This is a genomic window from Flavobacterium sp. DW-iso2 (assembly GCF_058725285.1).
Window position 1 is genome coordinate 1 of record NZ_JBZXDY010000028.1, and the last position, 18,039, is coordinate 18,039.

The following is an 18,039-nucleotide window of genomic DNA, read 5'->3' on the forward strand; positions in this document are numbered from 1 at the left end:
GAGTCTTGCATTTGGTATAATTTGGAAACACAAATATCAAGATTTTAATATTTCCCCACAACATTTTGTCTTGATCCGTTTTTTCGTTTTCACTAAAGGCAAAATAATGTTAATTTTGATAGATATTGCGTGTTATAATTGTTAATATTTTTGTTTAATTAAACCATTTTTACGATTTTAAAAGTTTACTTTCGCTGAAGTAGCGATTATTCTATAAATGTCTAAACAACAAATTCAAGGGCTTTTATTTTGCTAGATTGGTGATTTTCCATATGGGGTCTTAAACTGATTTATAGTCAATAAAAAGTAATAGTTTTTTCAATTAAATTAAATCAAAACAAAATATTCTTGAATGAAATTACAAAATAGGTTTTTTCTGTTTTTCATATTTACACTCTCTTTTTCATCATTTGGTCAATACTTCCCCTCCAAAAACTACACAACCGCAGATGGTTTGCCTAATAATGCGGTGCGATCTTTATTTTTAGATTCTAAGAACGTATTATGGATTGGTACAGAAAATGGCGTTTCCATAATGCAGAATGGAGTATTTTCAACAATAGATGAATCCAAGGGCTTAGGACATAACAGTTGTTGGGATATTTCACAAGATACGAATGGTAATATGTGGTTTGCCAGTTACGGAGGTGGTGTCAGTAAATTTGATGGTCAGAAATTTACTGTTTTCACGCAGAAAGAAGGCTTACTCGCCAATAAGACAAGAAAGGTTTTTCCTTATAAGAATAAAATGTATGTTGGCACAGAGCAAGGTGTTTCTATAATTGACATTTATAGTAATAAAGTCATTACGCCAATTGTACTAGTCCATAAAGAGGATTTTATATGTATTTCGTTTTTTGAATATGGCGGTATAGTATATTTTGCTTCCGTTTTTGATGGTTTGTATAAGATTGACGAATCGGGTTCATTTCCCAAGATAATTCCTGTAATTTTTCATAAAAACACTTATGGTTTAGGTCTTTTTGGTTCTAGTTTATACAGCGGAAATAATGGTTTTGTTGATAGGTTTGATATATTAGATATTAAAAAAGGTAAATTGGGCTCTTCTCAATTTGGAAAATCAACGGTTTGGCAATTTGCTAAGGATAAAAGAAACATCGTTTTTGCAGCTGCTTGGGGTATTTATAATCCTGATGGCGGGTTGTATCGTATTGAGAATGATGAAATGATTAATATCTCTGATTTGTATGGAATCGATTCCAAAGTTTTACTCAATGTCGTTTATAATAAAAAAGAAGACATTTTATATGTTGGCTCGAATGATAAAGGAATCTATGAAGTTCGATTAGATAAAATGATTGATTATTCTCCATTTTATGGATATTCAGTCATAAATTTTGAGAATAATGGGAAACAAAAAATTGTTTTACACAGTAAGGGAGTTAGTATTTTAAATACAGATAAAGAAATTTTAAAAACGGTCTCGCTGCTTGATTTTAAAAAAGCTGAACAAGCCTTTTTAAATAAAGGAAACAATATAATAAATAAGCAAGGAGTTGAGTCAAGAGATTTTGAACTCAATTTCAATATTAAAGCCGATGGAATTGTGTTTTATGAAATGGTAAAACATAAAACGTCATTTTGGATTGGTAGTAATATTGGTATTTTCGAAATGAATTCAGAAGGGAAGATTATCAATTATATCCCTAAACACAGTCTTAAATTTGGGTTTTCATCAAATGATAAATTTATTGAAACGATTACTTATGCCGGAGTTAGGGTATATGATGATATCTATTCTCTTAAAAGTACCCATTATTCTAAGTTTGAAAAAAACACGCCAAAATATATCGTACAAATATTAAATAATAAGAACAAAACGTATCTTCTGTCGGTTTTTAATGGCTTGTATGTTTATCACAATAATCAATTTCAATCGTATTTAGCTGATGGTATTTGGAAAGAAAATAAATTCAAGCATATTACGGTAAATGAAAAAGACCAACTTATATTAGCTGCTGAATTTGGAAATGTATTTATCGTGGATGATAGGGCCGCTTTTAAAGTATTGGATACAATCAAAAAAGAGGATTTAATTGGTAAAACAATCCTTTTTCTAGAAGCTTACAAGGATTATATTTTTATTGGTACTGAAAAGGGAATCAATATTTATCAAAATGGAATCTTCCGGTTTATTAATAAAGAGCAAGGTTTGAATGACTGTAATTTCACTGTTTCCCAAATCAGGGATAATGAGTTATGGTTGGGAACAAAAAATGGTTTTTATACTGTTGATTTAGATATATTTTTAAAAGAGCAGATTGCCGTTTCAGGTATAGATATAACTAAGATAACAGTTAATAACATTCCTGTCAGTAGATCTAATTATAAATGGTTTAGGTATTCTTCTAAAAAGATAGTTTGTGATTATCAACAAAATTCTTTTTTAATTGATTTTGTTCCCAATGGAAACCCCTTTCCTGAAAAATTAAAATTTAGATATCGTTTAAAGTCAACTAATAGATGGAGTCCATACAGCGATAAGACCAATTTGTTTTTACCGTATTTACCCTATGGCAAGTATGAAGTACAAATTGAAGTATTTGATCTGAACAATGGTTTGGCGCGTGTTTTTAATGTATTGTCGATTCAAATTAGGCCTCCATTTTGGTTAGCTTGGTGGTTTATTTCTCTTATTATTATAATTGTTTTTGGTATTGTAGTTTATATAATCATACGTAGAAATAATAGCGAAAAAGAAAAAGCAGAAAAGGAAAAACAAATAACAGAGGCCAAACATGAAGCTTTGTCTAACCAGATGAATCCTCACTTTATTTTTAATGCTTTAAATTCTATTCAAGAGTATGTTGGTTCAAATGACGAACACAATTCCTCATTATACATTAGTGAATTTGCAGGATTGATGAGAAAAACTTTAAAAAACTCACCAAAGCAAACAATTACTATTGAAGATGAAATAGAGTATTTAAGTAGTTATATCTATATTGAAAATAGGCGTTTTAAAGACCGTGTTGCAATTGAAATTTTCATTGATCCTTCAATTGATATGAAGGTATTAGAAATTCCACCCATGTTAATTCAGCCTTTTGTGGAAAATGTTTTTGTTCACGCTTTTGATGAATGTCATCTTTCACCAAAACTGAAAATATCTTTTGAAATGGTCGCTGATAATATTTTAGAATGTAAAATTAGTGATAACGGAAAAGGCTTAAATACACATAAACAATCTAAATTCCACGTTTCAAGAGGTATTGCGTTGGCTAGAGAGCGAATTATTTTATTGCAGCCCTCTAATATGGATCCCATCCATCTTAATTTTACGGAGAATGAGGGTACAACGATTACGATTCGACTGATTATTTAAGAAATAGGTGTTTTGGGTTGCTAAATTGCATCAACTTACTAAGGTGCTAATAATTTTTATGGCAGTTAATCTAAATTAAAAATTATGTACTACTTTAGGGGTGGATTTTTAGAAATAATGCTCAAATACTTTCAGCTATGAAAAGAAGAACTTTTTTAACTACAACAACTATGGCTTCTGCTGGTCTTAGTGCTTTTTTCATTTCGGGTTGTACTAATATAAAAAAGAACGAGGAACCAGATGTTGTTGCGGATTCTACAGTGGTATTTGAATTAGAAGAAGAAACAATCACTAGCTTAAGAGAGAAATTAGCTTCCAGTAAATATACTTCAGAACAATTAGTACAATTATATCTAAACCGTATTGACGCTATAGATAAAAACGGGCTTGAGTTACATTCGATTATAGAAATAAATTCGGAAGCTTTAGCTATTGCAAAGGCGATGGATGGCGAGATGAAAGCGGGTAAATCAAGAGGCCCTTTACACGGTATACCGATTGTAATAAAAGATAATATCGACACGGCTGACAAAATGCAAACTACTGCTGGTTCACTGGCTTTGGAAGGGAATATTGCTTCGAAAGATGCTTTTATAGTAAAGAGGCTCAGGGAAGCGGGTGCCATCATTATTGGTAAGGCAAACTTGAGTGAATGGGCAAATTTTCGTTCCACTCAGTCATGTTCTGGATGGAGCAGTAGAGGCGGACAAACAAAAAATCCTTATATTTTAGATCATAATCCATGTGGCTCCAGCGCGGGTTCTGCAGTGGCAGTAGCAGCAAATCTTTGCGTCGTGGCTGTGGGTACTGAAACTGATGGTTCTGTGGTTTGTCCCTCTGCAGTTAGTGGTATCGTGGGTATTAAACCTACAATAGGATTAGTCAGCAGATCTGGAATTATTCCCATATCGCATACTCAAGATACGGCTGGACCAATGGCAAGGACAGTTAAAGACGCTGCTATTTTACTTGGAATATTAGCAGGAATTGATTCTAAAGACCCCGTTACTAGTGAAAGTGTTGGAAAAAGTGAAACAGACTATAATAAATTTCTAGATGCAAAGTCATTACAAGGGAAAAGAATTGGGGTGGAGAGAAAACCTCAGGGTCAAAATCAGTTTATGCATGCACTACAAAAGAAAGCGATTGATCTGATTAAAAAGCAAGGGGCGACAGTCATTGAAATCGATTATTTAGATAAAATAAATGAATTAGGAGCCGCTGAATTTGAAGTGATGCAGTATGAATTCAAAGCTGGAGTCAACAAGTATTTGGCTGCTTCAAATGCGAAAGTAAAAACATTAAAAGAGGTGATTGATTTCAATATTGCCAATGAAGACAAGACGATGCCTTATTTTAAACAGGAAACGTTAATAAGTTCGAACGAAAAGAAAGGACTTGATGACAACAATTATATTGAAGCATTAAATAAAAGCCATTTCGGTTCTAAGAAAATTTTGGATGATATAATCAAAGAGAATAGGCTTGATGCAATATGCGGATTAACAATGGGACCTGCATGTAGTATCGACAATATATATGGAGACCGTTGGGGAGATGTATTCCTGACAACTCCGGCAGCTGCAAGTGGGTATCCTCATATTACGGTGCCTTGCGGGAAGGTATATGAATTACCAATAGGTTTTTCATTCTTTGGGACAGCTTATTCAGAACCTGAATTAATAGGAATGGCCTATGCTTATGAACAAGCCTCCACTAACAGAATTAAACCTAGTTTCAAGAAATCCTTTTTATAGAAATAGTTGGTAAAAAAGACCTGTGACAAATAATGGGATGAATATCCTTTATTTGTTATGGTACTCTTGAATGTGTTTTACTTTTTGTAAATACCTATTGTAAGTTTTACTTTTTTGTCAATTGATGCGCTGTACATTCTGGCAGTTTTGAACTCCATGGTATTATTCCTGTCTTTATCCATGTAGACAATTCCATCGTCACCTGTTAATTTTAGAAATTCTCTTTGTAATACTTACAGATTGGATTAATCGGACATTCAAGGCATTTTGGAGTTGGGCGACAAATTTCTCTTCCCAGAAAAGATATTGCCATACCTATTTCGCCCCAAATTTCTTGTGGTAATACTTGCATCAATTGTTTTTCGACCTTGTTACCATCTTGTGCTTCTGAGATTAATCCGATTCTGGGCGCTACACGGATGACATGTAAATCTGCAATTATCCCTTCTGCAGGAACTTTTGCTTCGCGCAGGATAACATTCGCAGATTTGCGGCCTATACCTTTTAAAGCCGTCAAGCCATCCATTGTGAGAGGAATGCTATCGTTTTTTTTAATGGTTTTTGCGATTTCTATTAACCAATTGGCTTTAGTTTCAAAATTTTTGACTTTGGAGATATAGGGTATTAGCCTCTCTACATTCGAAACTGCCAAACTTTGTATATTTGGATAAACTTCAAAAAGGATTGGAGCTATTTTATTTATATTGGCATCAGAATCCTGAGCTGATAGAACAACCATCACCAAAAGCTGATATAAACTGCGGTACTCCAATGGATGTTTTCTTCCTTTGTATTTTATTAGAATAGGGTCTAATTTTTGTGCCCAATCATTTGAGTTTCCGAATAAATCCATTTACTATTATTTGAAATCTATTGACAGCGAATTTACGCAATACCGTTGACTGGTAGCCGTTGGGCCATCATTGAATAAATGTCCTAAATGGCTTCCACAATTAGCACAAACTATTTCGGTACGTGTCATTCCATGCGTTTTATCTAAGACATATTTTACTTTTCCAGGGATTGAATCATCAAACGATGGCCAACCACAATGCGCGTCGAACTTTGAATTGCTTTCAAATAAAGGTTCTGAGCAAGCGCCACAGCAATAAGTTCCTTCTTCATAGTGCAAATTGTAAGTTCCGGTGTGTGGACGTTCTGTTCCTTTTTCACGCAGGACACGGTATCTTTCTTCTCCCAGTTCTTGTTTCCATTGGGCTTCGGATTTTTCTAAAGGATATTTCATTTGTACAGTTGATATTGAGATAATAATTAGTTTTTGGTTACAAATTGAACCGTTCTTTTAACGACCTCCGAATCACCTAAAATTTTTCGGTGCCCCAAACCTTCTGTTAATAGGAGTTCGCCATTTTTTAAATGATCGTAAATGTTTTGGCCTGCTTTTACAGGAACTTCAGGATCATCTTTATCATGGATTACCAAAACAGGCATCGTAATTTCTTTAGCCGCTTGATAAGCGGAATAGTCGTTCATTTTTTCGCCATACTTTTTTTCAAAATGAAGTCTTAAAGTAGTGGCAAAACTAGGCTTTAGTTCTAATTTAGCAATAAAATCTTCGATAATATCTTGAACAACATCTCCACTTCCTATAATTACAGCAGTATTTAATTTAAGTCCTTTTTTTATTGCATTTAGCACCGACATTCCGCCCAGAGAATGACCAATAGCCGATTCAAAAGGACCATACTGTTTGTCAATTTCCAAAATTGAAGCGATAAACTCAGTCATTATAGATTGATTTCCAGGTGATTTACCATGTGCAGGAGCGTCAAAACTAACGGTAGAATAACCTGATTTCACTAATGCATCTGCAATCTTCACTAATTGTGTACCCCGGCCAGACCAACCGTGAACTAACAAAACTTTCTTGTCACTTTGACCATATTGGTAAACAACTACCGTTTTGTTTATAACAGGAATCTGAAGTTTTTTTTGGTCACTTATCTGATCCATTTCGAATTCCCTTTTGGGAATGGTATGTTTTATGGGTGTCGTAAACAATTTTGCGGCAAACAATATGGTGAGTTTAGACGAAATTAAAGAGATAAATTTACTAGCAAGTAGAATAGGCTTAGGAATTTTCAATGATTGCGTATGAATGGAAGTTTTTTTTGTCATATTGATAAATTTTTGAGACGCTTTTTATATTATATAATTTTTACTAAATTTAGAAAAGCATAAAAGTAGTATATTTAGTAAAGTTTTAATGTCAATTTAACCATTTACATTAAATAAAGAATGGCATTAACAAAAAAAGAATTTTCAATTCGACTACATAATTTGAAGAATAACAAAATTTAATAAATGGAAATATTTCATATTAGCGCAGAGTGTTATCCCGTAGCAAAAGTGGGTGGTTTAGCAGATGTTGTAGGGGCTTTACCAAAATACCAGAATAAAGCTGGTCACCTTGCAAGAGTTGTGATTCCTTGTTATGACACAAAATTTAAAATAGAAAATAAATTTGAATGTGTCCATTGGGGTTCTGTAAAACTGGGAAAATTCAATTTTTCATTTAATGTACTCAAGGAAACAACAGATAAGTTAGGATTTGAGTTATACCTTATTGAAATTCCCGAATTATTCGACAGAAAAGAAGTTTACGGATATGAAGATGATATCGAACGGTTTTTATCTTTTCAAATTGCGACTTTAGATTGGATAATTGGACGTGATGAGATGCCGGATGTAATCAATTGTCATGATCATCATACAGGCTTGATTCCATTTATGATGTTGTATTGTGCCAAATATAAAAAATTACAAAATACACCTTCGATGATTACCATTCATAATGGATTATATCAAGGGCAATTTGGATTTGATAAACTACACTATTTGCCAGAATTTGATTTAGCTCATGTAAATGTTTTAGAATGGGATAAATGTATCAATTCTTTGGCAGTAGGTATTAAATGCGCTTGGGCAGTGACGACCGTTTCGCCAAATTATTTGAATGAGATTAATTATTCAGCAAATGGATTAGAATCACTTTTTAATATTGTACGCTATAAATCAAAAGGAATATTAAACGGTATCGATACCGAAGTTTGGGATCCGGCCAAGGATAAAATGTTAGAAAAAAATTATTCAGTTGAAAATTTTGAGAAAGGCAAACAACAGAATAAAAAGATATTATGCACTTTATTTAATTTAGATCCTACAAAACCACTTTTTAGTTTTATAGGACGTTTATTAGAAGAAAAAGGAGGTGATTTATTACCACAAGCATCTGCTTTGGCCTTATCAGAAAATTATAAAGAAATCAACATTCTTATTTTAGGCTCCGGAAATCAAGAGATAGAAAACCATTTGAATAGTTTATTGGTAGATTATAAAGGAAATTATAACACGTTTATTGGATACAACGAAGAATTAGCGCATTTAATTTATGCAGGAGCTGATTTTTTATTGATGCCATCAAGGGTAGAACCTTGCGGGTTGAATCAAATGTACTCCCTTAGATACGGAACAATTCCAATTGTGAGAAGAACAGGAGGGTTGAAAGACACAGTAACTGATTTTGGAGATAATGGCAACGGAATTTCTCATGATCAAGCTTCTGTTGGAGATATTTGTTACTCCATTCAAAGGGCAGTAAACTTATATAAAGATAAAGAACATTTTAATGAAATTAGAAAATTAGGTATGAACACAGATCATTCCTGGGAAAAAGCATGTCAAGAATATTTAGAGGTTTATAATTTAATAATTAACAAAGTATGAAAGCTAAGAATAAAAATGTTATTGCAATTATTTTAGGAGGCGGTCAAGGATCTAGATTATTTCCATTAACTGAAAGCAGGTCTAAGCCTGCAGTGCCTATTGCTGGAAAATACAGATTAGTTGATATTCCAATTTCAAATTGTATGAATTCAGACATTAAAAGAATGTTTGTATTGACACAGTTTAATTCTGCATCCTTAAATGCACATATAAAAAACACCTATACGTTTAACGCTTTTAGTCAAGCTTTTGTTGATATTCTTGCTGCCGAACAAACTCCTGATAATCCAACATGGTTTCAGGGAACATCTGATGCAGTGAGACAATGTATGCCTCATTTTTTGAATCATGATTTTGATTATGTTTTAATTCTTTCTGGAGATCAATTATACCAAATGGACTTCAACGAAGTGATTGAGGAACATATAAAACATGGAGCAGATATAACAATTGCTACTTTACCGGTTAATGCTAAGGATGCGCCAGAATTTGGAATTTTAAAAACAAATGATGAGAATTGCATAGAATCATTTATTGAAAAACCTGCTAAGGAACTGCTGCCGGATTGGCAATCAGATGTTAGTGAACAAATGAAAAGTGAAGGTAAACTGTACTTAGCTTCCATGGGTATATATATATTTAATAGACAGCTATTAATTGATTTAATGAAAAATCCAGATACAAAGGATTTTGGAAAAGAAATTATACCCCAAGCTGTGGGAAAACAAAAAATACTGAGTTATCAATATGAAGGATATTGGACTGATATAGGAAATATAGATTCGTTTTTTGAGGCGAATATCGGTTTGACAGATGATATTCCTAAATTTAACTTATTTGACAGTGACAATAAGATTTATACCCGTCCTAGATTATTACCTCCGTCAAAATTTCACCAAACGTTAGTGGAGAAATCACTAATTTCTGAAGGTTGTATTATCCATGCTAAAGAAATTAAAAGATCAGTTATAGGGATTCGATCTCGAATAGGCGATGGGACTATTATTCAAAACACCTATGTGATGGGTAATGATTTTTATCAGAGTATTGATGATATGAATGAGGACATAAAAAACCATAAATTATTGGTAGGTATTGGTGAAAGATGTTTTATCAGTCACGCTATAGTGGATAAAAATTGTAGAATTGGTAATGACGTTTACATCAATGGAGGTAAGCATTTAGAAGATGTTTCGCATGAGTTATATGCGATAAAGGATGGTATTGTTGTGATAAAAAAAGGTGCCGTATTACCGGATAATTACATAATTAATTAAACTATTGCTACTTTTTCTAAAATTAATATTCTATTTATTTTAAATATTTAGAATCATACAAGTACTATATGAGTAAAGTTATCACGCATTCCCTTTTTACTGATTTTGACATTGACTTATTTAAAGCTGGAAAACATTACAGATTATATGAGAAACTTGGAGCGCATCTGATTGAATTAGATGGCGTAAAAGGCGTTTATTTTGCTGTTTGGGCTCCAACGGCTCATTCTGTATCTGTTGTGGGAGATTTTAATTTCTGGACACAAGGGGAAAATCTGCTTGAGGTAAGATGGGATTCCTCTGGTATTTGGGAAGGGTTCATTCCAAATATTGAAAAAGGGGCTACCTATAAATATAAAATACAATCGAATAATGGCGGAATTGTTACTGAAAAGGCAGATCCTTTTGCTTTTTATTGTGAAAAGCCACCGCATACCGCATCTATAGTTTGGAATCTCGATTACAAATGGGATGATACTAAATGGATGGAGAATCGCCAGGATCACAATGCGCTGGACAAGCCGTACTCCGTTTATGAGGTTCATTTAGGTTCTTGGAAACGACATATAGAAGACAATCGATTCTTGACTTATCTTGAATTTGCAGAAGACTTAGTTGCTTATGTAAAAGAAACTGGATTTACACATGTGGAGTTTATGCCCATCATGGAGTATCCATACGATCCTTCTTGGGGATATCAACTCGTGGGTTATTTTGCACCGACATCCCGTTTTGGAGATCCACAAGGTTTTATGTTATTAGTTGATAAATTGCATCAAGCTGGAATTGGAGTTATTCTGGATTGGGTTCCTTCTCATTTCCCAGATGACGCACATGGATTAGGATTCTTTGACGGCTCCAATCTTTTTGAACATCCAGATCGTAAAAAAGGCTATCATCCAGATTGGAAAAGTTTAATATTTAATTATGGGCGAAATGAAGTTCGTTCTTTTTTGATCAGTAATGCCTTGTTTTGGTTGCAATATTACCATGCAGACGGGCTTCGCGTGGATGCAGTAGCTTCGATGTTGTACTTAGATTATTCAAGAAAAGTAGGGGAATGGGAGCCTAATATTTACGGTGGAAGGGAAAACCTAGATACCATAAGTTTTTTAAAAGAATTCAACGAAGCAGTATATTCTAATTTTGAAGGTGTCCAAACAATTGCTGAAGAAAGCACCTCATTTCCGATGGTTTCAAGACCCACTTCCATTGGAGGTTTAGGGTTTGGGATGAAATGGATGATGGGTTGGATGCATGATACTTTAGAATATTTTCAAAAAGATACTGTTTATAGAAAGTACCATCAAAATGATTTGACTTTCTCTTCCACCTATGCTTTTTCAGAAAATTTTATGTTGCCACTTTCCCATGACGAAGTGGTGTATGGAAAAAAATCTATCCTTGGCAGAATGCCGGGTGATGAATGGCAAAAATTCGCAAATTTACGACTGCTTTATGGCTATATGTTCACGCATCCGGGAACAAAATTACTATTTATGGGTTGTGAATTTGGCCAAAGTGCCGAATGGAGTTTTGAGGGTAGTCTTGATTGGCATTTAAATGAGTATCCATACCATGAATGGGTAAGAAGGTTGATAACTGATCTAAATGGTTTATATAAAACGGAGCCGGCATTATATGAAAAGCAATTTAGTCCCGATGGATTCGAATGGATAAATTATTCAGACCATCAAAACGCAGTTATATCCTATATTCGAAAAGGAACAAAGGTAAAAGACGATGTAATTATCGTTTGTAATTTTACTCAGGTAGTTCGTGAAAACTATCGGATCGGTATTCCAAGAAAAGGAAAGCTGAAGGAGATTTTTAACAGTGATGCAACTATTTATGGTGGTAGCGGAATAAAGAATACGGCTAAATTAGGGATAGAAGCGGCACCATATGACGGACGCGATTATTCAGTAGAACTAACGCTAGCTCCTTTAGCTGTAACCGTTTTTAAAATTGTATAACCATTTAAATTATTAGGTTTAGTATTTTTATAAATAAATTCTTAATTGGGTAAACTCTATTATTTCCTAAAATTAATAGAGTTTGTTTTTTAATAAAATAGTTTACAACGATTTCGTGAATAAAAATATTTTTCAGGAAAGAAAATATACTTTTGTTGTATGTTTGGAAACAAATAAGGGGCTTAATCTTAATAAGATATAACATGATTACAAATACAGAATTAGAGTTCAAGGGAGATTTATATCCATCAAAAATTATTTCTTTTGAACATGACGTTGATTCAGTTTATTTTAACACAGATAACAGCGTTATTTTAAAAATTACTATTTTGAGAGATAGTCTCATACGTTTTAGATACACAACTAAAGGATATTTTAGCAATGATTTTTCCTATGCTATTGACAAAAGTCATTCGCATGGATATAATTTTCTTGAGGTTACTGAAGAAACCGAATATTATCAAATACTAACCAGTAAGGTAAAATGCGTCATTCAAAAAATAGATATGAGAGTGTCTATTTATGATTTAAAAGGGAATGTTTTACTTGAGGATGAATTGGGTTTCCATTGGGAGGAAAGTTACGAGTATGGCGGTAATATCGTTAAAATGAGTAAGGCTTCAAAAGATGGGGAATGTTTTTATGGCCTCGGTGATAAAGCAACCCAAATGAATTTGAAAGGGAAAAGATTGGAAAATTTTGCCACTGATCAATATGCTTTTCAAAAAGATCAGGAACCCTTATATAAAGTAGTTCCGTTCTATATTGGGTTACAAAATAAACAAGCCTACGGTATTTTCTTCGATAATACATTTAGAACATTCTTTGATTTTTGTCACGAAAGAAGAAATGTCACCAGTTTCTGGGCAGAAGGAGGAGAGATGAATTACTATTTCATCTATGGTCCTCAAATGGAGGGTGTTGTTACCAGCTATACTGATTTGACTGGTAAGCCAGAATTACCGCCTTTGTGGGCTTTAGGGTATCACCAATGTAAATGGAGCTATTATCCGGAAAGCAATGTAAAAGAGATTACAGCAAAATTCCGGGAATTAAAAATACCATGTGATGCCATTTATTTGGATATTGATTACATGGAAGGGTTCCGATGTTTTACCTGGAACAAGGAATATTTTCCTGATCCAAAAAGAATGGTCGCAGAATTAGCAGAAGATGGATTTAAAACCGTTGTGATCATTGATCCTGGAATTAAAATTGACAAGGAATACGCAGTCTATAAAGAGGCTTTGGAAAAAGATTATTTTTGTAAACGTGCCGACGGTCCTTATATGAAAGGTAAAGTTTGGCCTGGGGAATGTAATTTTCCGGACTATACTAATCCCGAAGTCAGAGAATGGTGGGCAGGATTATTTAAAGAGCTGATATCAGATATTGGAGTAAAAGGAGTTTGGAACGATATGAATGAGCCTGCTGTTATGGAGGTTCCAAATAAAACGTTCCCGATGGATGTGCGACATGATTATGACGGAAATCCATGCAGTCATAGAAAAGCACATAATATTTATGGTACGCAGATGGCAAGAGCCACTTATCATGGAGTAAAAAGATTTGCTTATCCTAAAAGGCCTTTTATAATTACAAGATCAGCATACGCTGGGGCGCAACGCTATACTTCCTCTTGGACAGGTGATAATGTGGCCACTTGGGAGCATTTATGGATTGCAAACATACAAGTGCAAAGAATGTCAATTTCTGGAATGGGATTCACCGGGTCTGATATTGGTGGATTTGCAGAACAGCCTTCGGGTGAATTGTACGCACGTTGGATTCAATTGGGTGTTTTCCATCCTTTTTGTAGAACACATTCGTCTGGTGATCATGGAGATCAGGAGCCGTGGGCATTTGATGTAGAGGTTGTTGACATTACCAGAAAGTTCGTTAACCTTCGTTATCAATTGCTACCGTACTTATACACTATGTTTTGGCAATATATTGAAGAGGGAATCCCTATGCTTAAACCATTAGTATACTATGACCAAAGTGATATACAAACACATTATAGAAATGACGAGTTTATTTTTGGAAATCAAATTTTAGTATGTCCTATTTTGGAACCTAATGCCATAGGTAGAAGAATGTATATTCCTCGCGGAGAGTGGTATAATTACTGGACTAATGATTTTGTGACTGGAGGGAAGGAAATTTGGGTTGACACTAAATTCGATGAAATTCCGGTCTTTGTAAAAGCTGGGGCTATTATTCCAAAATATCCTGTTCAACAATATGTGGGAGAATTAGAGTTTGATGAGTTGACCTTAGATTTATACTATAAAGAAGGGAAAGAGAAGTCAGTTGTTTACGAAGATGCACAAGACGGCTATGATTATAAAAAAGGCAGGTATAGTTTCTTGACTTTTCAAGTAACAGGCAAGGAAAAAGAGCTCAATATTCAATTGCATAAAGAAGGTAAATATGATACTAATTATTCTAAGTATAAGATAAATCTAATCGGATTTCCTTTTAAGGTGAAAAGCATAGAGATTGACAACGAAGAAGTTTTATTTGACAGAGTCAAATTTGAGGAAGATAATTATCTTATTGTAAATAAGGAATTTAATGTTTTGCATATCATTGGAGAATAAGAAAAAACAAAAATGTTGAAACATTTGATTTTAATTTTGCAAATAAAACATCTATTATTATTGTATTTTTGTTAAAATAAAAATAGTATCATGAAAAAAAATTCAATATTAATAGGCATTTGTACATTGGGATTATTGGTCTCATGCGCAACGAATCCGCTAACGGGAAAGAAAACATTAAATTTTGTTTCAAATAGCGAGCTTTTTCCTTCCTCTTTTGCGGAGTATGGAACTTTCCTAAATGCAAATAAAGTAATTACAGGTACTGCTGACGCCAGAAGAGTTGAAACTGTAGGGACAAAAATAAAATTGGCAGCCGAAAAATATTTGAATTCTTTAGGTCAAAAGGATTATTTAAACGGTTACCAATGGGAATATAAATTAATTGATGACAAGCAAGTTAATGCTTGGTGTATGCCCGGAGGAAAAATTGTTGTTTATTCGGGTATTTTACCAGTAACTAAGGATGACGCAGGATTAGCGACGGTAATGGGACATGAGGTTTCTCACGCTCTTGCTAATCATGGCGCGCAACGTATGAGTGCTGCTCAACTTCAAGGTCTAGGTGTCGTAGGGGTCGCTGTTGCAACAGGAGGAAAAAGCGAAGAAACACAACAAACATGGCAGCAGATTTATGGTGTTGGTTCACAAGTGGTAGTAATGTTGCCTTATAGTAGAAATCATGAAACTGAGGCTGATAAAATAGGTCTTATATTAATGGCTATTGCGGGTTACAATCCTGATCAAGCAATTTCTTTCTGGACTAGAATGGCAGCAAGTTCAAACGGTCAAGCACCACCTGAATTTTTAAGTTCGCATCCATCTGATGCTACCAGAATAGCAAATTTACAGGCTATGGTTCCAGAAGCTAAAGCTATTGCAGCAAAATTTGGAATGATCTATAAGTAATAGTTTATAGTCACATATAAAAAGAAAAGCCAATTCATTTGAATTGGCTTTCTTGCGTTAGCAGAAGATTAAGTTTTGAACATTCTAGTTATTTTATATGTTTGCTATGAAAAAATAGATAAATTCGTATAAAATAATTCAATTATGGCATTACAAAAAGGAGATAAAAAGTTAATTAATGCATGGGCTTTTTATGATTGGGCTAATTCAGTTTATAGTTTAGTTATTGCTACAGCAGTATTCCCCATATATTATGAAGCAGTAACGAGTGATAATAATGGAATGGTACAATTTTTAGGTTATGAATTTAATAATTCATCGCTGTTATCCTATTCTTTATCTTTTTCCTTTTTGATAGTAGCTTTAATGTCTCCCATTTTGTCTGGTATTGCTGATTATACAGGAAATAAGAAACGATTTCTGAAATTCTTTTGCTATTTGGGATCACTATCTGTGATGAGTTTATTCCTTTTTAAGGGACAAGATACCTTGTGGATTGGAATTGTAGGGACTATTTTAGCAAGTATTGGGTTTTGGGGAAGTATTGTTTTTTATAATTCCTATTTGCCAGAAATTGCTTTTCCTGAACAGCACGATAGAGTAAGTGCCAAGGGATTTATGTTTGGGTACGCGGGTTCTTTAATTTTACTTGCTTTTAATCTAACCATGGTTATGATGCCACACTGGTATGGAATATCAGATGGTTCTTTACCGGCGCGTATTTCATTCTTATCTGTTGGTATTTGGTGGATGGGTTTTGCCCAAGTTACTTTTCATTATTTACCTAATAATGTCTTTCATAAAAAACCAGAGAAGGATTATATCTTTAAAGGACTAAGAGAATTGAGAGTGGTATTAGATAGTCTAAAGAATATGAAGGATTTAAAACAGTTCTTAACTGCTTTTTTTCTTTATAGCATTGGAGTTCAGACTGTTATTTTGTTAGCAGGCCTTTTTGGAAAAAAGGAATTAGGTATTGATACGAGTAAGTTGATCATTATTATATTATTAATAAATGTAGTTGCTATTTTTGGCGCTTATTTATTTTCGCGACTATCAGAAAAAATTGGCAATATAAAAACATTGAAAATTACAATAGTAATATGGGGATTTATTTGTGTTGCGGCATATTTACTAGATGCCAAAAGCGACTATATTGATACTCAATTTTATATTCTTGGCGCAATGATAGGAATGGTTTTAGGAGCAATTCAGTCTTTATCCCGTTCTACTTACTCAAAATTATTACCAGAGACTGAAGATCACGCTACTTATTTCAGCTTTTTTGACGTTACTGAAAAAATATCGATTGTCGTAGGCACATTTGTTTTTGGATTTGTCGCTGCAATTACCAACTCGATGAGAAATTCATTTTTCATTTTGGCCGTGTTCTTTTTACTGGGTTTTATAGTTCTTAGTTTTATAAAAAAGACAGATGAATAGTTTATAGATTTGATATCATAAAAAAAGGTGTTTTTAAGAATTCTTAAAAACACCTTTTTTGTTTAGTTGAAAGCTTTATTTTTGAGTTATATCGCCTGAACCATTCACATTAGCATCTTTTGTTTTTGGATTTCCAGTGTAATAAATATCTCCAGAACCAGAAACCCTTGCTTTCAAATTGTTAGAACAATTTAGGGTTACATCTCCTGAACCAGTAACAGAGACATCAGCATTTTTAGATTTTAAGTCAGCTGTATTGACATCTCCTGAACCCACTAATTTGGTCATTAGACTATCAGTATTCCCTTTTAGGATCAGAGTACCTGAGCCACTTAAGTCGGCCTCAATTTCAATGGCGACTACTGTTAGAGTTATATCACCTGAGCCTGCTAACTTAGTTTTAAATTTATTGGTTTTAATGGTGGTTTTAGTACTTAGATTACCTGATCCCGAAAGTGAAACAGCATTAATATTTTCAAACGGAATAGTGATTAGTATTTTCTTATTAGTACTAATATTGGATTTTTTCTCTGTAAAAACTTTTAAAACACCATTCTCAGTTTCCGTTTTAATATATTGTAATAGGTTTTCTTCTCCTTGAATAGAAATATTTCCTTCTTTACCCGAAACCAATTCAACGTCAAAAAATCCAGCTATTTTTATTTCGTCATAATCAGCGGTTACTCTTTTCTCGGTGATTATTTTACCATTGCCTTTGATGCTGTTTTTAGAATACCACTGTGCATTTGCAATTGTTGTAAAAAGCAAGCTGCAATACAATACTGATTTTAATAGTTTTTTCATTTGTTCTAGTTTTTTTTTTGATTATTGTTTTATGATTAATGATACATTCCCGTAATCTGAAGTTATTTTTAAGGTATTGTTTGTTGTTTATTGATCATTTTTATAAGCTATTGGTTGGCTAATTTTAAATAGACGTTACTACTGATTTTTAATTTAGACTATTTTATTTCTATTTTT

12 protein-coding genes are annotated in these 18,039 nt (G+C 33.5%); 8 read left to right on the forward strand and 4 right to left on the reverse strand.

What is annotated here, in order from left to right; translation table 11 throughout:
• The first annotated feature begins 352 nt into the window (after positions 1-352).
• Positions 353-3,346: a sensor histidine kinase gene (locus AC4PRO_RS15570; RefSeq protein WP_492118020.1), complete on the forward strand. Its 2,994-nt coding sequence runs from the start codon at positions 353-355 to the stop codon at positions 3,344-3,346.
• A gap of 137 nt (positions 3,347-3,483) precedes the next feature.
• On the forward strand, positions 3,484-5,103 hold the full coding sequence (locus AC4PRO_RS15575; protein ID WP_492118021.1) for an amidase: 1,620 nt from the start codon (positions 3,484-3,486) through the stop codon (positions 5,101-5,103).
• 211 nt (positions 5,104-5,314) lie between these two features.
• Here AC4PRO_RS15575 and AC4PRO_RS15580 read toward each other — a convergent pair whose 3' ends face one another.
• The 3 genes from AC4PRO_RS15580 to AC4PRO_RS15590 are packed head-to-tail and all read right to left on the reverse strand — an operon-like array spanning position 5,315 to position 7,242.
• On the reverse strand, positions 5,315-5,956 hold the full coding sequence (locus AC4PRO_RS15580; RefSeq protein ID WP_492118022.1) for an endonuclease III domain-containing protein: 642 nt from the start codon (positions 5,954-5,956) through the stop codon (positions 5,315-5,317).
• A gap of 6 nt (positions 5,957-5,962) precedes the next feature.
• Positions 5,963-6,349 (reverse strand): peptide-methionine (R)-S-oxide reductase MsrB, encoded by a 387-nt coding sequence (msrB, locus tag AC4PRO_RS15585; protein ID WP_492118023.1) that lies wholly within the window; start codon positions 6,347-6,349, stop codon positions 5,963-5,965.
• 26 nt (positions 6,350-6,375) lie between these two features.
• Positions 6,376-7,242 (reverse strand): alpha/beta hydrolase, encoded by an 867-nt coding sequence (locus AC4PRO_RS15590; RefSeq protein WP_492118024.1) that lies wholly within the window; start codon positions 7,240-7,242, stop codon positions 6,376-6,378.
• A gap of 186 nt (positions 7,243-7,428) precedes the next feature.
• Between AC4PRO_RS15590 and AC4PRO_RS15595 the strand changes: the two genes are divergently transcribed.
• The 6 genes from AC4PRO_RS15595 (at position 7,429) to AC4PRO_RS15620 (ending at position 17,058) form a co-directional block, all read left to right on the forward strand.
• A complete protein-coding gene (locus AC4PRO_RS15595) occupies positions 7,429-8,850 on the forward strand; it encodes a glycogen synthase (protein ID WP_492118025.1) in 1,422 nt (473 codons plus the stop codon).
• Positions 8,847-10,127: a glucose-1-phosphate adenylyltransferase gene (locus AC4PRO_RS15600; RefSeq protein WP_074724603.1), complete on the forward strand. Its 1,281-nt coding sequence runs from the start codon at positions 8,847-8,849 to the stop codon at positions 10,125-10,127. The genes AC4PRO_RS15595 and AC4PRO_RS15600 overlap by 4 nt, the downstream gene beginning before the upstream one ends.
• Positions 10,128-10,195: 68 nt before the next feature.
• Positions 10,196-12,103, forward strand: coding sequence for a 1,4-alpha-glucan branching protein GlgB (glgB, locus tag AC4PRO_RS15605; RefSeq protein WP_492118026.1), 1,908 nt, complete (start codon positions 10,196-10,198; stop codon positions 12,101-12,103).
• A gap of 203 nt (positions 12,104-12,306) precedes the next feature.
• Entirely contained in the window at positions 12,307-14,706 is a 2,400-nt protein-coding gene (locus tag AC4PRO_RS15610; RefSeq protein ID WP_492118027.1) for a glycoside hydrolase family 31 protein, read from the forward strand.
• Positions 14,707-14,796: 90 nt separating this feature from the next.
• The gene (locus AC4PRO_RS15615; protein ID WP_492118028.1) at positions 14,797-15,615 is read left to right on the forward strand and encodes a M48 family metallopeptidase; all 819 of its coding nucleotides are present in this window, start codon (positions 14,797-14,799) and stop codon (positions 15,613-15,615) included.
• 144 nt (positions 15,616-15,759) lie between these two features.
• Positions 15,760-17,058 carry an MFS transporter gene (locus tag AC4PRO_RS15620; RefSeq protein ID WP_492118029.1) on the forward strand — a complete coding sequence of 433 codons (1,299 nt, stop codon included), beginning with the start codon at positions 15,760-15,762 and terminating at the stop codon, positions 17,056-17,058.
• A gap of 75 nt (positions 17,059-17,133) precedes the next feature.
• On the opposite strand, the gene AC4PRO_RS15625 is transcribed toward AC4PRO_RS15620, so the two are convergent.
• The gene (locus AC4PRO_RS15625; RefSeq protein WP_492118030.1) at positions 17,134-17,862 is read right to left on the reverse strand and encodes a head GIN domain-containing protein; all 729 of its coding nucleotides are present in this window, start codon (positions 17,860-17,862) and stop codon (positions 17,134-17,136) included.
• Positions 17,863-18,039: the final 177 nt, after the last annotated feature.

Coding starts and splice junctions, on each gene's coding strand:
- AC4PRO_RS15570 (WP_492118020.1), top strand. CDS start 353: ATGAAATTACAAAATAGGTTTTTTCTGTTTTTCATATTTACACTCTCT.
- AC4PRO_RS15575 (WP_492118021.1), top strand. CDS start 3,484: ATGAAAAGAAGAACTTTTTTAACTACAACAACTATGGCTTCTGCTGGT.
- AC4PRO_RS15580 (WP_492118022.1), bottom strand. CDS start 5,956: ATGGATTTATTCGGAAACTCAAATGATTGGGCACAAAAATTAGACCCT.
- msrB (WP_492118023.1), bottom strand. CDS start 6,349: ATGAAATATCCTTTAGAAAAATCCGAAGCCCAATGGAAACAAGAACTG.
- AC4PRO_RS15590 (WP_492118024.1), bottom strand. CDS start 7,242: ATGACAAAAAAAACTTCCATTCATACGCAATCATTGAAAATTCCTAAG.
- AC4PRO_RS15595 (WP_492118025.1), top strand. CDS start 7,429: ATGGAAATATTTCATATTAGCGCAGAGTGTTATCCCGTAGCAAAAGTG.
- AC4PRO_RS15600 (WP_074724603.1), top strand. CDS start 8,847: ATGAAAGCTAAGAATAAAAATGTTATTGCAATTATTTTAGGAGGCGGT.
- glgB (WP_492118026.1), top strand. CDS start 10,196: ATGAGTAAAGTTATCACGCATTCCCTTTTTACTGATTTTGACATTGAC.
- AC4PRO_RS15610 (WP_492118027.1), top strand. CDS start 12,307: ATGATTACAAATACAGAATTAGAGTTCAAGGGAGATTTATATCCATCA.
- AC4PRO_RS15615 (WP_492118028.1), top strand. CDS start 14,797: ATGAAAAAAAATTCAATATTAATAGGCATTTGTACATTGGGATTATTG.
- AC4PRO_RS15620 (WP_492118029.1), top strand. CDS start 15,760: ATGGCATTACAAAAAGGAGATAAAAAGTTAATTAATGCATGGGCTTTT.
- AC4PRO_RS15625 (WP_492118030.1), bottom strand. CDS start 17,862: ATGAAAAAACTATTAAAATCAGTATTGTATTGCAGCTTGCTTTTTACA.